The sequence below is a fragment of the Stenotrophomonas sp. AN71 genome (assembly GCF_050435725.1).
Classification (GTDB): Bacteria; Pseudomonadota; Gammaproteobacteria; order Xanthomonadales; family Xanthomonadaceae; genus Stenotrophomonas.
This window is the reverse complement of sequence record NZ_JBNDKU010000022.1, coordinates 1-12,901: the sequence shown is the minus strand read 5'-3', so window position 1 is coordinate 12,901 and position 12,901 is coordinate 1. Positions and strand designations below refer to the sequence as shown.

General features: G+C 65.6%; 10 protein-coding genes. 6 read left to right on the top strand and 4 right to left on the bottom strand.

Features of this window, described 5'->3' with window-relative positions; all coding sequences use genetic code 11:
* Positions 1–209: 209 nt before the first annotated feature.
* Genes ABH900_RS20185 through mtgA form a run of 3 tightly spaced genes read right to left on the bottom strand, consistent with a single transcriptional unit; the run spans position 210 to position 2,426 of the window.
* A complete protein-coding gene (locus tag ABH900_RS20185; protein ID WP_429625030.1) occupies positions 210–641 on the bottom strand; it encodes a CBS domain-containing protein in 432 nt (143 codons plus the stop codon).
* Complete coding sequence (locus tag ABH900_RS20180) at positions 601–1,620, bottom strand: glycosyltransferase family 2 protein (RefSeq protein ID WP_429625028.1); 1,020 nt, start codon at positions 1,618–1,620, stop codon at positions 601–603. The genes ABH900_RS20185 and ABH900_RS20180 overlap by 41 nt, the downstream gene beginning before the upstream one ends.
* 56 nt (positions 1,621–1,676) lie before the next feature.
* The gene (gene mtgA, locus ABH900_RS20175) at positions 1,677–2,426 is read right to left on the bottom strand and encodes a monofunctional biosynthetic peptidoglycan transglycosylase (RefSeq protein WP_429625026.1); all 750 of its coding nucleotides are present in this window, start codon (positions 2,424–2,426) and stop codon (positions 1,677–1,679) included.
* Positions 2,427–2,503: 77 nt separating this feature from the next.
* Between mtgA and ABH900_RS20170 the strand changes: the two genes are divergently transcribed.
* The 3 genes from ABH900_RS20170 (at position 2,504) to ABH900_RS20160 (ending at position 7,621) form a co-directional block, all read left to right on the top strand.
* Complete coding sequence (locus ABH900_RS20170) at positions 2,504–3,397, top strand: Hsp33 family molecular chaperone HslO (RefSeq protein ID WP_429625024.1); 894 nt, start codon at positions 2,504–2,506, stop codon at positions 3,395–3,397.
* 117 nt (positions 3,398–3,514) lie between these two features.
* Positions 3,515–4,363, top strand: coding sequence for a hypothetical protein (locus tag ABH900_RS20165; RefSeq protein ID WP_429625022.1), 849 nt, complete (start codon positions 3,515–3,517; stop codon positions 4,361–4,363).
* 381 nt (positions 4,364–4,744) lie between these two features.
* Positions 4,745–7,621 (top strand): TonB-dependent receptor plug domain-containing protein, encoded by a 2,877-nt coding sequence (locus ABH900_RS20160; RefSeq protein ID WP_429625020.1) that lies wholly within the window; start codon positions 4,745–4,747, stop codon positions 7,619–7,621.
* Positions 7,622–7,761: 140 nt separating this feature from the next.
* Here ABH900_RS20160 and ABH900_RS20155 read toward each other — a convergent pair whose 3' ends face one another.
* Positions 7,762–8,364, bottom strand: a complete 603-nt coding sequence (locus ABH900_RS20155; protein WP_006464233.1) for a TetR/AcrR family transcriptional regulator — start codon at positions 8,362–8,364, stop codon at positions 7,762–7,764.
* 141 nt (positions 8,365–8,505) lie between these two features.
* Here ABH900_RS20155 and ABH900_RS20150 point away from each other — a divergent pair, with 141 nt between their 5' ends.
* The 3 genes from ABH900_RS20150 (at position 8,506) to ABH900_RS20140 (ending at position 12,441) form a co-directional block, all read left to right on the top strand.
* On the top strand, positions 8,506–9,423 hold the full coding sequence (locus ABH900_RS20150) for an alpha/beta fold hydrolase (RefSeq protein ID WP_429625019.1): 918 nt from the start codon (positions 8,506–8,508) through the stop codon (positions 9,421–9,423).
* Positions 9,420–11,897 (top strand): acyl-CoA dehydrogenase, encoded by a 2,478-nt coding sequence (locus ABH900_RS20145; protein WP_429625017.1) that lies wholly within the window; start codon positions 9,420–9,422, stop codon positions 11,895–11,897. The genes ABH900_RS20150 and ABH900_RS20145 overlap by 4 nt, the downstream gene beginning before the upstream one ends.
* 76 nt (positions 11,898–11,973) lie before the next feature.
* Positions 11,974–12,441, top strand: a complete 468-nt coding sequence (locus ABH900_RS20140) for a hotdog fold domain-containing protein (RefSeq protein WP_429625015.1) — start codon at positions 11,974–11,976, stop codon at positions 12,439–12,441.
* The last annotated feature ends 460 nt before the right edge of the window (positions 12,442–12,901 follow it).

Genomic DNA, 12,901 nt, shown 5'->3' with positions numbered 1-12,901 from the left:
AGGGTGCGGCTGGGCAGGACCGTTGGCGCCATGGATGGCGCCATCGAGCCCCCATGGATGGGTTTACGGCGTGTCCTGCCCAGCCGCACCCTCCGCCCTCCGACGTATCAGGAAGGCGCTGCTTTGGCTTTGGCTTTGGCTTTGGCTTTGGCTTTCGCTTTGAGCTTCGAAAAGCGGGCCGGCGGGCCGCAGGCCCGCCAGCGGAAAACTCACCCGGCGACGATGTACTGCTGCAGCTGGTCCAGCTCGCGCCGCTGCGCATCGATCACCGACTTCACCAGGTCGCCGATGGAAATCACCCCCAGCACCTGCGCGCCCTCCACCACCGGTAGATGGCGGATGCGGTAATCGGTCACCAGCTGCAGGCAATGCTCCACCTGCTCGCCGGGCGACACCGTCACCACCTGCCCCGTCATGATCTCCGCCACTGCGGTATCGCGGGAAGAACGATCGCGCAGCACGATCTTGCGCGCGTAATCGCGCTCGGACAGGATGCCGACCAATCGCGGCCCGTCCATCACCAGCACCGCCCCGATGCCTTTTTCCGCCATCAACCGGATCGCATCGATCACCGCCGCATCCGGCGCGACCGCGTGTACTTCAGGAGACTTGCCGTCCAACAGTTGCCGTACCGTCGTCATCTGCCTGCCCTCCGAGGGTGGGTTGCAGGGCCGAGTCTGCCACGGACGATGCTAGCCACGCGTCAACCAGGTACAACGGCCGCTGCTTGGACTCCTCATAGAGCCGCCCGAGGTACTCACCGATCAGGCCCAGCGCGATCAACTGCACGCCGCCCAGGAACAGGATCACCGCCATCATCGTGGGCCAGCCCGCAACCCGGTCACCGTACAGCGCCGCCTTGAGGATCACCCACAGCCCAAACACGAACGCGAGTGCCGCCGTCGCCAGCCCCAGATAGGTCGCCGCACGCAACGGCACGGTCGAGAACCCGGTGATGCCCTCCAGGGCGAAGTTCCACAGCCGCCACAGGCTGAACTTGCTGGTGCCGGCCACGCGTGCGTGGCGGTGATAGGGCACCGCAATCCGCTTGAATCCCACCCAGCTGAAGAGCCCCTTCATGAAACGGTGGCGCTCGCGCATCTCACGCAGGGCGCTCAGCGCGCGTGCCGACAGCAGGCGGAAATCACCGGTATCGGCCGGAATCGGCGTGCGCGACAGGCGTCCCATCACCCGATAGAACACCGCCGCCGTGGCACGCTTGATCCAAGCCTCGCCATCGCGGGCCATGCGCGTGCCGTAGACATTGTCGTAGCCCTCGCGCCAGCGGGCGACGAACTGCGGCACCAGCTCCGGCGGGTCCTGGCCATCGGCGTCCAGGATCATCGCCGCCCCTTCGCGCACCAGGTCCAGGCCGGCAGTCAGCGCGGCCTCCTTGCCGAAATTACGCGACAGCTTCAGCGCCGATACGCGCGCATCGGCCTCGGCCAGCCCGGCGATCACCGCCCAGGTGCCGTCATGGCTGCCATCGTCCACGTACAGAATGTGGCCTTCGATGTCGGGCATGCCGTCGAGCACCGCGCACAGCCGCGGATGCAGCAATGGCAGTGCCAGGGCCTCGTTGTAGGCGGCGATGACAATCGTAAGCCGTTCGCGGGTCATGCCCGGATTGTACGTTGCCGGCAGGTCAGCAGCCCGCCACTCAGGCAACGCGCGCCTCACTCCTCCGAAAGGTACGCCGCCCCGCCCAGCTGTCGCGCCTGCCGCTGGATCCACGCGGCGCGCCGCTGCACATATGGCCCCGGCGCCGCCGCGTTGTAGCGCCTCGGTGCCGGCAGCACGGCGGCCAGCCGCGCACTCTCGGCCGGGCTCAGCCGGGCAGCGTCCTTGCCCCAGAATTTCTGCGCTGCCGCCTGCGCACCGTACACACCGTCGCCGAACTCGGCGATGTTGGCGTACATCTCCAGGATGCGCTCCTTCGGCCACAGTGCCTCGATCAGCACCGTGTACCAGACCTCCAGGCCCTTGCGGATCCAGCTGCGGCCCTGCCACAGGAACAGGTTCTTGGCCACCTGCTGGCTGATCGTGCTGGCGCCGCGCAGGCGCCCGCCCCTGGCGTTGTGGTCGCGAGCCTTTTCGATGGCCTGCAGGTCGAAGCCGTTGTGGTCGGGGAACCGCTGGTCCTCGGCCGCCACCAGCGAAATCGGCAGGCTCGGCGCCATCTGGTCCAGGTCGCGCCACTGGTAATGCAGGCGATAGGACCAGTCGGCCTCGCCCAGCGCCTCGCCGTAGCGCCACAGCATCACCGTGGACACCGGCGGGTCGATGAACCGCAACACCAGCACCTGCAGGCAGCTGAAGGCCGCCAGCAGCACGGGCAGCCACAGCAGCCGCTTCCAGCGCCAGCGTCGACGGCGCGGCGCGGCCGCCATGGCCTCTACCTTGTGCTGCTCTCCCGCTGCCCCCATTACTGGTGCATCCTTCTTCTGTCTGGTTGTCGGCGCATTATCCGGCAACCGCCCCCGTTTACGCGCGATGTGAGCCGATGACCGCCAACTCCGATTCCCTGATCCGATTCCTGCTCCCCGACGCCGGCGTCCGTGGCGTGCATGTGCACCTGCAGGCCACCTGGCAGGAAATCCTGTCACACGCCCAGTACCCCGATACCGCGGCCGAGCTGCTCGGCGAAGCCTGTGTCGCCTCCGCATTGTTCACCGGCCACACCAAGATCGACGGCCGCTTGTCGGTGCAGCTGCGCAGCAGCACCGCCCTGCGCACCCTGTTCGCCGAATGCACTGCCGCCGGCACCCTGCGTGGCATCGCCCAGCTCAGTGAAGGCGCCGACGCACCGCGCGACCTGTCCAGCCTGGGGGAGGATGCGATCCTCGCCATCACCATCGAGAATCCGGGCCTGGACCCGCGCGAGCCGCAGCGCTACCAGAGCCTGGTCGCCCTGACCGCGCCGGAGCTGGACGAAGCCTTCGAGGACTATTTCCGCCAGTCCGAGCAGCTGCCGACCCGCCTGCTGCTGGCCGCCGACCGCAATGGCGCCGCCGGCCTGCTGCTGCAGAAGCTGCCGGGCGATGAGGGCGACGCAGATGGTTGGGCACGGGCCAGCGCCCTGTTCGAGACGCTGGGCAAGGCCGAGCTGCTGGCAACCCCGGCCGAGCAGCTGCTGCACCGCCTGTTCCACGAGGAGCGCCCGGAACTGATGGGTGACAAGCCGTTGTCCTTCGCCTGCTCCTGCTCGCGTGAGCGGGTTGCCGGCATGCTGCAGTCGCTTGGGGAAGACGAGGCCCGTGCTGCCGCCGAAGACACCGGCGCGGTCGAGGTACGTTGCGAATTCTGTGGGCGTGAGTATCACTTTCCATTGACGGAGTTCGGCATACTGTTCCACGGCGCCAAGGGGGCAGTACCGGCGCCTGAACGACTTCAGTAAAACGGCAGTCTTGTACCTGGGGAGGATCAAGGCTTGTTAAGAATTCATAAACACCCTAGGATCAAGTTCCCGTCCCCACGGGAACTTCCGTTGCCTGTCCCTGTCTGAACTGGTCCGATGCGTACCTTCCTGCGTCTACCGCTGGCCCTGCTGATCGCCCTTGGCGCGATCACGGGCGTGCATGCGCAGAGCAAGGACACCCGTACGGTACTGCCGGTGTGGAACAAGGGCAGCGGCAAGGTCGAGGCCCTGCTGTACCTGGAGCCGACCGGCGAACAGGCGGCGGGCGCCCGCTGGCATTTCGGCCGTAATTCACTGGATGCGGCCTTCGGCCTGTCTTCCGGTGATTCGCTGGGCCTGCTCTGCAACAGCAGCAGCGGGACCAGCATCAGCGGCCTTGCCAGCCATTGCATGCTGGCCAGCCTGGGCGACGACGACGACCTGAACAGCCGTCGCTTCAGCGGCACCGCCGCGCTGAACCGTGGCAACAACCGCCTGGGCATCACCGCCGGTACCGGCCGCGAAACGCTGCCGGCCTGGCTGTCGGGCCCGAACAAGACCCCTTCCCTGCGCGCCGAGCAGAACGACCTGACCGTGTTCGCGCAGAGGAACATCGGCCGCGAAGGCTTCGTTTCCATTGCCGGCACGTACGCCAAGGCTCGCCTGGTACCGCTGGCAGACGCGTCACCGGCCCTCGTCGATCGCTGGGACAGCAAGAGCCTGAGCATCGGCGCCGGGTACGGCAACTTCACCGGCAGCATCATCGGCCGCGTGGTCGACGTGCCGGGCAAGCCGGGCAAATGGGAAGGCCTGGGCATCGGCCTGACCTGGCGCACACCGTGGTCCGGCCAGCTCACCGTCGGCGCTGAAAATGTGATCAGCCGCGGCAAAAATCCGTTCTCACCGCGCAATGAAAGCAACGACGACGGCACCGTGCCGTATGTGCGTTACGAACAGGATCTCTGATCCCCACCCAGCTTCTGCTGTGACCTGCTCCCGGGCGCCGAAAGGCGCCCGTTGCATATGTGCGCCTGCAGTCCGCTGGACGGGTCGGTATCACGACCGGGATACGGAATCAAACGCACCGACATACTGCGGTACATATCAAACGAAACTTTTTTCATCATTCTGCGTTAACAAACGAGGCATGTCGACATCTCAATACTTGCAAAGCATTGATTTTGCTAACCAATGAGAAATTTCACCAAAATCACAGATTTGATTAACACAGCTTTAATTCTTGGCGAACGCCCGTTACTATCGGGTCAGCCTCGCGATTTGGGAGCGCTTTTTCGCTCCCCCGCCGGGCATTAACCCCAGCCAAGATTTCTTGGAGAGAGAGAGCCAATGAAACTCAAGTCCAGTCAGCTGCGTGATGCAGTTGTGATCGCGCTTGTCGCCGGTGCCACCACCGCGACGGCCCACGCCCAGGAAGCCACCAACCTCGACCGTATCGAGGTCACCGGTTCGCGCATCCGCCAGGTCGATACCGAAACCGCCCAGCCCGTTCTGAGCATCAGCCGCGCTTCGATCGAGAAGAGTGGCTTCAAGACCGTCGCCGACGTCCTGCAGAACATTGCAGCCGCCGGTAGCCCGGCCATCAGCCGTTCCGAGCCGCTGTCCTCCGGCGAAGCCGTCGGTGGCTTCTACATCGATCTGCGCAATCTCGGTGCCGAGCGCACCCTGGTGCTGGTCGACGGCAAGCGCCTCGGCGCCAGCGTCAGCGGTTTGCAGGACGTTTCGCAGATTCCGTCGGCCATCGTCGAACGCATCGACGTGCTGAAGGACGGCGCTTCGTCGATCTACGGCTCCGACGCGATCGCCGGCGTGATCAACATCATCACCCGCAAGAACTTCCAGGGGCTGGAAGCCAATGCCTACGTCGGCCAGTACGGCGAAGGCGACGGCCAGAAGACCAGCTACGACTTCGTGGCCGGCTTCACCGGTGACCGTGGTTCGATCACCATCGGCGCCGAGTACGCCGAAGAAAAGGAAGTGTGGGCCAAGGACCGCTGGTTCAGCCGCTATCCGCGCACCACCTTCCACCCGGCCCAGAACTGGAGCCCGGTCAGCCAGTGGGGCACCATCATCGATCCGGATACCGATGACTGGCTCGTCCTGAACCGCGGTGGCAACTACCGCGACGTCAACCAGTACCACGACCAGGACTTCGCCGGCATCACCGGTGACACCAGCAACTCCAACACGCAGATGCACCTGCTGACGCCGACCAAGCGTCGCTCGGTGTTCGCCAACGTCCAGTACGACCTGACCGACAACATCCGCTTCGTCTCCGACCTGCTGTACACCCGTCGCGAGTCGCAGGCCCAGGTGGCCGGCTACCCGTTGCAGTCCGCCTCGTATGAGCGTCTGGGTGCCAAGTGGGATGCCGACAGCTACTACAACCCGTTCGGCAAGGACATGGGCTTCATGCGCCGTGGCTGGGAAGTGCCGCGCCTGTCGACCAACAAGCTGACCACCTTCCGCTTCACCGGCGCCCTGCAGGGCAGCTTCCAGTTCAATGACAAGTACTTCGACTGGGAAGCCGGCTACATCTACCAGAACTCGGAGAACCTGCAGAGCCAGACCGGCAACTACAACGTGCTGGCAGTCAACGCAGCCACCGGTCCGTCGTTCTACAACCCGGCCACCGGCCGCGTCGAATGCGGCAGCGCTGCTGGCCTGGTCGACGGCTCCAACCCGATCTATGGCCCGGGTGCTGGCGGCTGCCTGCCGTGGAACCCGGCCATTCCGTACGGCCGCACTGGCGACGGTGGCCTGACCGGCAACCCGGATCTGCAGCAGTTCCTGTTCCCGACCACCAAGAACACCGGTGAAGTCACCACCAAGACCTACTACGCGAACATCGCCGGCAGCCTGTTCACCCTGCCCGCCGGCGACCTGGGCTTCGCGCTCGGTTACGAGTACCGCGAAGACAAGGGTTCGTACAATCCGGACGCCCTGTCGCAGACCGGCTACTCGACCGATCTGGCCGCCGGCCCGACCGGTGGTGGCTATAACGTCAACGAAGTCTATCTGGAGCTGAATGTTCCGATCCTGGCCGACCTGCCGGGTGCCAAGGAACTGAGCTTCAACGCCGCGACCCGTTACTCGAAGTACAACACCTTCGGCAACACCACCAACAACAAGTTCGGCCTGAAGTGGAAGCCGATCGACCAGCTGCTGGTGCGTGCGACCTACGCCGAAGGCTTCCGTGCGCCGACCATCGACAACTTGTACGGTGGCAGCTCGCAGACCTTCGCGTACTTCACCGATCCGTGCGATACCGACTTCGGTTCGACCGGCCAGCCGGGTGTGGCAGCCCGCTGCGCCGCGGCCATCGGCCCGACCTCCGGCACCTTCCGCCAGCTGCGCCAGGGCTATGTGCCGGCCAGCGGTCCGGATGAGCAGACGCCGGATCCGTTCAACGCCGTCTCCAATCCGAACCTGACCCCGGAAAAGTCCAAGTCCAAGACCGTCGGCCTGGTGTGGAGCCCGACCTTCGCCCAGGGCCTGAACCTGAGCCTGGACTGGTGGAACATCAAGATCACCAACACCATCGTCACCGACAGCCCGGATGACCAGTTGAACGACTGCTACGTGCTCGGCATCGCCGAACGCTGCAACTCGTTCACCCGCGATCCGAACCGTCACAACGTGATCAACCTGACCTACGCACCGCGTAACGCCGGTTACCAGGAAACCGAAGGCTTCGACTTCGACGTGGCCTACCGCTTCGAGACCGACAGCTGGGGTAGCTTCAACGCCAACCTGCAGAACAGCTACGTCACCAAGAACGTGCTGAAGACCACCAACGCCGCTTCGGTTCCGGTGTCTGTGCTCAACGGCTTTGGCAGCAACTTCCGCCTGCGTTCGAACCTGGTGCTGGGCTGGGAGCGTGGCGATTGGGGCGTGACCTGGGGTACCCGTTACTTCTCCAGCGTCAAGGAACGTTGCTACTACAGCGACGAGTGCAGCCTGCCGGACTTCGGCTCGCCGGACCCGGTGCGCGACCAGCCGATGAACAAGCGTGGCTCGACCATGTTCCACGACGTCCAGGTTTCCTGGAACGCGCCGTGGAATGCGACCATCGCCGTCGGTGCGCGTAACGTGTTCGACCATTACGGCCCGCAGATGTACTCGGCACCGAACTCGCAGTTCTCCTACTACGGTGGCTACGACATCGGTCGCTTCATGTACATGCAGTACAAGCAGAAGTTCTGATCGCCACACTGATCAGCTGATGCCGCAACGGCCCCGAGAGGGGCCGTTGTTCTTTGTGCCGCCCTGCGTGCGGCAGGAGATGCGCGCAAAAAAAAGCCGCGGCAGTGCCGCGGCCTTCCAGTTGCATCATCGTCGGGCACTCATCCGTTCGGAATCAGCGTCTCGATCAGGTGCTCGACATACGCTTCGAAATCCTCGCGCGCCTGCTTCGGCTGCTGCAGCTGCAGCGACAGCTGCAGGAAGCCGACGTAAGCGGCGTAGGCCAGGCGCGCGCGATGACGCGCATCGGTGGAACTCAAACCCGCCTGGCGGAACGAGGCGATCAAATAATCGAGGCGACGCTGCGACACGCGGTCGATCACCGGCCGCACCATCGGGTGGTCCAGCGCCTTCAACAGCTCGCTGTAGATGATGTGCGGCTGCACTTCATGGGCCACCATCTGGAACAGCTGGCGCAGTCGCACGCGCGGGTCCGGCACGTCTTCCAGGCTGCCGAACACCTGTTCCTGTTCGAACAGTTCCCAGCGTTCCAGCGCCGCCTGCAGCAAGGCATCGCGCGAAGGGAAATGCCAATAGAAGCTGCCCTTGGTGACACCGAGTCGGCGCGCCAGCGGCTCCACTGCGACGGCGCCCACGCCTTGTTCAGCAATCAGATCGAGGGCCGCCTGGGCCCAGTCTTCGGCACTCAGGCGGCTGTTGCGGCCGGCGCGCGGTTCGCCGGCGGAAGCGTCAGGTTGATTCATGGGCTGATTTAACCATACGCCGGGGTTCGTTGCAGTACGCGAGTGCGGTCGAAACCGTCGCAGCGGCCACTGGAGCGCCTGCCGCAATGCACCATACTCCTCAGTATTGACTTCCCCTCCCAGCGATCCATACTATCAAGTATGGTCACACCCCCTACTCCCGCTACGTTCCACGACCTGCGCCTGGACGCCGCACATGGCGCACGTCTGGCGGCGACCGCCAGCGACCACGGCCGGCGTGGCAGGGTGCTGTTCGCCCACGGCTTCGGCCAGACCCGCCATGCGTGGAATGCGACCGCCCGCGCACTCAACGCGGCCGGCCTGCAGACGCTGGCCTACGACGCCCGCGGCCATGGTGATTCCGACTGGAATGCTGCCGACCTGGCTTACCACGGCGAGCAGTTTGCCGATGACCTGATCGTACTGGCCGGCGAACAGCCGCGCCCGCCGGTGCTGGTGGCAGCCTCGATGGGCGGCCTGTTCGGCCTGCTGGCCGAATCGCGCTGGCCGGGCTTGTTCTCGGCGATGGTGCTGGTCGACATTACCCCGCGCTGGGACACTGCCGGCGTCGAACGCATCCTGGCCTTCATGACCGCCCATCCCGACGGTTTCGCATCGCTGGCCCAGGCCGCCGACGTGATTTCGGCCTACATGCCGCACCGCCCGCGCAAATCCGAACAGTCGCTGCGTGCACTGCTGCGCGAGGACGGCCACGGCCGTTGGCGCTGGCACTGGGACCCACGCCTGGTGGCCGAGCTGGCCCGCGACAGCGAACAGCACCAGGATGCGCTGGCCGAGGCTGCGCGCCAGGTGAAGTGCCCGCTGCTGCTGGTCAGCGGCGGTCGCAGCGACCTGGTCACCCCGCAGACCGTGGCCGAATTCCTGGCGTTGGCGCCGCACGCGCGCCATGTACAGCTGCCGCAGGCCACGCATATGGTCGCCGGCGACGACAACGACGCCTTTACCGCTACTGTGTTGGACTATCTGGACGTGTTGCCCGCAGCAGACGCTGCGGCTTCGTCCGCCACAAACGAGCACGTCACCGGAGCACGCTCATGAGCATCGTTCTTCCCTTCCTCGCCCTGCTGCTGGCAGGCGCGTTCGTCGCCTACCACCGCATGCGGCTGGTTACCTGGACGCTGATCAGCGTGGCCCTGCTGGTCGCCTGCTGGTTCATTCCCTATGTCAACCAGACCGCCACGATCGTCGCGGCCGCCGTACTGGCGGTGATCGCCGTGCCGCTGCTGCTGCCGTTCATCCGCAAGCCGCTGCTGACCGGCCCGATGATGAAGGTGTTCCGCAAGGTGCTGCCGCCGCTGTCGCAGACCGAGCGCATCGCGCTGGAAACCGGCTCGGTCGGCTTCGAGGGCGAGCTGTTCACCGGCGATCCGGACTGGAACATCCTGCTCAACTACCCCAAGCCGCAGCTGACCGCCGAAGAACAGGCCTTCCTCGATGGCCCGGTGGAAGAGCTGTGCACGATGGTCAACGATTGGGAAATCACCCACGTCCACGCCGACCTGCCGCCGGAACTGTGGGCCTTCATCAAGAAGAACCGCTTCTTCGGCATGATCATCCCGAAGGAATACGGCGGCCTGGGCTTCTCAGCGCTGGCCCACCACAAGGTGATCCAGAAGCTGGCCTCGGTGTCCTCGGTGGTCAGCTCCACCGTGGGCGTGCCCAACTCGCTGGGCCCGGGTGAACTGCTGGTGCACTACGGCACCCAGGAACAGAAGGACCAGTACCTGCCGCGTCTGGCCGATGGCCGCGAAGTGCCCTGCTTCGGCCTGACCGGTCCGTTCGCCGGCTCCGATGCCACCTCGATCCCGGACTACGGCATCGTCTGCAAGGGCGAGTGGAACGGCGAGCAGGTGCTTGGCGTCAAACTGACCTTCGACAAGCGCTACATCACCCTGGCCCCGGTCGCTTCGCTGATCGGCCTGGCCTTCCGCATGTACGACCCCGATGGCCTGATCGGTGAAACCCGCGACATCGGCATCACCCTGGGCCTGCTGCCGCGCGACACCGCCGGCGTGGAGATCGGCCGTCGCCACTTCCCGCTGAACTCGACCTTCCAGAACGGTCCGATCCGCGGCAAGGACGTGTTCATCCCGCTGACCCAGCTGATCGGTGGCGCGGCGATGGCCGGCAAGGGCTGGAACATGCTCAACGAGTGCCTGGCCGTGGGCCGCTCGATCACCCTGCCGTCCACCGCCAGCGGCGGTGCCAAGGCCGGTGCGGCCGTCACCGGCGCCTATGCACGCATCCGCAAGCAGTTCGGCCTGTCGGTCGGCCGCTTCGAGGGCGTGGAAGAAGCACTGGCCCGCATCGGCGGCAAGGCCTACAAGATCAGCGCGCTGTCGCAGGCCACCGCCGCTGCCGTCGACCGCGGCGACGTGCCGTCGGTGCCGTCGGCGATCGCCAAGTACCACTGCACCAACATGAGCCGTGAAGTGATCTCGGACATGATGGATGTGATCGGCGGCAAGGGCATCATCCTGGGCCCGCGCAACTTCGCTGGCCGCAGCTGGCAGGCCGCGCCGATCGCGATCACCGTGGAAGGCGCCAACATCATGACCCGCAGCCTGCTGATCTTCGGCCAGGGTGCGATCCTCTGCCACCCGTGGGTGCTGAAGGAAATGAAGGCCGCACAGGACCCGGACACCCGCGCCGGCCTGCAGGACTTCGACCGCAGCCTGTTCGGCCACATCCGCTTCGGCATCTCCAATGCTGTTCGTTCGTTCTGGTTCGGCCTGACCGGTGCGCGTTTCGGCGCCGCCCCGGGCGATGCCTACACCCGCCGCTACTTCCGCAAGCTGGACCGTTACTCGGCCAACCTGGCGCTGATGGCCGACATCTCGATGATGACCCTCGGCGGCAAGCTGAAGTTCAAGGAATCGCTGTCCGGCCGCCTGGGCGACGTGCTGAGCCACGTCTACATGACCAGCGCCATGCTCAAGCGCTACCACGACGAAGGCGCGCCGCAGGCCGACCAGCCGCTGCTGGCCTGGGCCTTCCATGACAGCGTGCACAAGATCGAGGAATCGTTGTCGGCCGCGCTGCGCAACTTCCCGATCCGTCCGATCGGCTGGCTGATGTGGGCGTTGATCTTCCCGCTCGGCCGTCGTGCGGAAGCGCCGGGCGACCGCCTGAGCCGCCGCGTGGCGGCCCTGCTGATGGCCCCGAATGAAGCCCGCGACCGCCTCGCCAGCGGCGTATTCCTGACCCCGTGCGAGAACAACCCGGGTGGCCGCATCAACAGCTACCTGAGCAAGGCGATCATGGCCGAGCCGGTGGAGCGCAAGTTCCTGAAGGCACTGAAGAGCAAGGGCATCGAAGCGCTGGACTTCAACAGCCAGCTGGACGAGGCCGTCGCCGAAGGCGTGATCACCCAGGACGAGCGCAGCCTGCTGGAAGAGCTGCGTACACTGACCCTGGACACCATCACCGTGGACGATTTCGACACCCACGAACTGCGCGCGGCCAGCTATTACGACCGCCAGCACAAGGACCCACACTCGCAGGCAGCCTGATCGCCCGCGACACGCGTTGCCTCGACGGCGGGCCTCGGCCCGCCGTCGTTTTATCCGCCGAACGGAAAAACCGACCATGTCCACACCCCTGCTCTCGCTCTACCACCGGCTGCAGCGCTGGCCCGCCGGCAGCTGGTTGTTCTCGCGCGCGGTGTGCCTGAAGGCGCCGTACTTCGCCAGCATCGCGCCGCGCATCACGCGCCTGGAGCACGGCCGCTGCGAAGGCACGCTGGCCGACCGCCGCAAGGTGCGCAACCACATCGGCACGGTGCACGCAATTGCAATGTGCAACCTGGCCGAGCTGACCGCCGGGCTGATGGTCGATGCGTCGCTGCCCAGGGGCATGCGCTGGATTCCGAAGGGCATGCAGGTGCAGTACCTGGCCAAGGCGCGCGGCACGCTGCACGCGGTGGCGCTGCCGGCGCAGCCGATCGTGGCGGCGGCGCAGGGCTATGCGCTGCCGGTGACAGTGAGCGTGCGGGATCGTGCAGGGACGGAGGTGTTCAGCGCGGTCATCGACATGTGGATGTCACCGGCGAAGTAGTGTGTTCCCGCGAACGGCGCAGCCCCTCGTGGGTGGGTCGCGGAATGCGGTTTATCGGTTGGGCCGGAGGCGCGGGGCCAGGCGGGGACGCCGCAAGTACATCCCTGTAGGCTTAGCCGCGCCATCCATGGCGCGGATACCCCGCCCGGCCCCACCCCTCCGGCCTCGGACGGATCTCTGCGGCGTCCACCCACGCAAGAGAAAAAAGAAGAGCAAAAGCAAAAGCGGCCCAGCGGCCGCTTTTTGCTTTTCGGTGTTGCTGTTGCTGTTGCTCTTGATCTTCTTTTTCTTCTCCGTGGGCTGGCCGCGCACGGAAACTGTCGGGGGTCGGGCGGGTTGGGTTCGCGGGGGTGTCCGCGGCATGGATGCCGCGGCCAAGCCTACAGGGACGTACTTGCGGCGCCCCCCGCGAACCCAACCCGCCCGACCCAATCCCATGACAAGCTCTAAGCGACCTACC

Coding starts and splice junctions, on each gene's coding strand:
- ABH900_RS20185 (WP_429625030.1), bottom strand. CDS start 641: ATGACGACGGTACGGCAACTGTTGGACGGCAAGTCTCCTGAAGTACAC.
- ABH900_RS20180 (WP_429625028.1), bottom strand. CDS start 1,620: ATGACCCGCGAACGGCTTACGATTGTCATCGCCGCCTACAACGAGGCC.
- mtgA (WP_429625026.1), bottom strand. CDS start 2,426: ATGGGGGCAGCGGGAGAGCAGCACAAGGTAGAGGCCATGGCGGCCGCG.
- ABH900_RS20170 (WP_429625024.1), top strand. CDS start 2,504: ATGACCGCCAACTCCGATTCCCTGATCCGATTCCTGCTCCCCGACGCC.
- ABH900_RS20165 (WP_429625022.1), top strand. CDS start 3,515: ATGCGTACCTTCCTGCGTCTACCGCTGGCCCTGCTGATCGCCCTTGGC.
- ABH900_RS20160 (WP_429625020.1), top strand. CDS start 4,745: ATGAAACTCAAGTCCAGTCAGCTGCGTGATGCAGTTGTGATCGCGCTT.
- ABH900_RS20155 (WP_006464233.1), bottom strand. CDS start 8,364: ATGAATCAACCTGACGCTTCCGCCGGCGAACCGCGCGCCGGCCGCAAC.
- ABH900_RS20150 (WP_429625019.1), top strand. CDS start 8,506: ATGGTCACACCCCCTACTCCCGCTACGTTCCACGACCTGCGCCTGGAC.
- ABH900_RS20145 (WP_429625017.1), top strand. CDS start 9,420: ATGAGCATCGTTCTTCCCTTCCTCGCCCTGCTGCTGGCAGGCGCGTTC.
- ABH900_RS20140 (WP_429625015.1), top strand. CDS start 11,974: ATGTCCACACCCCTGCTCTCGCTCTACCACCGGCTGCAGCGCTGGCCC.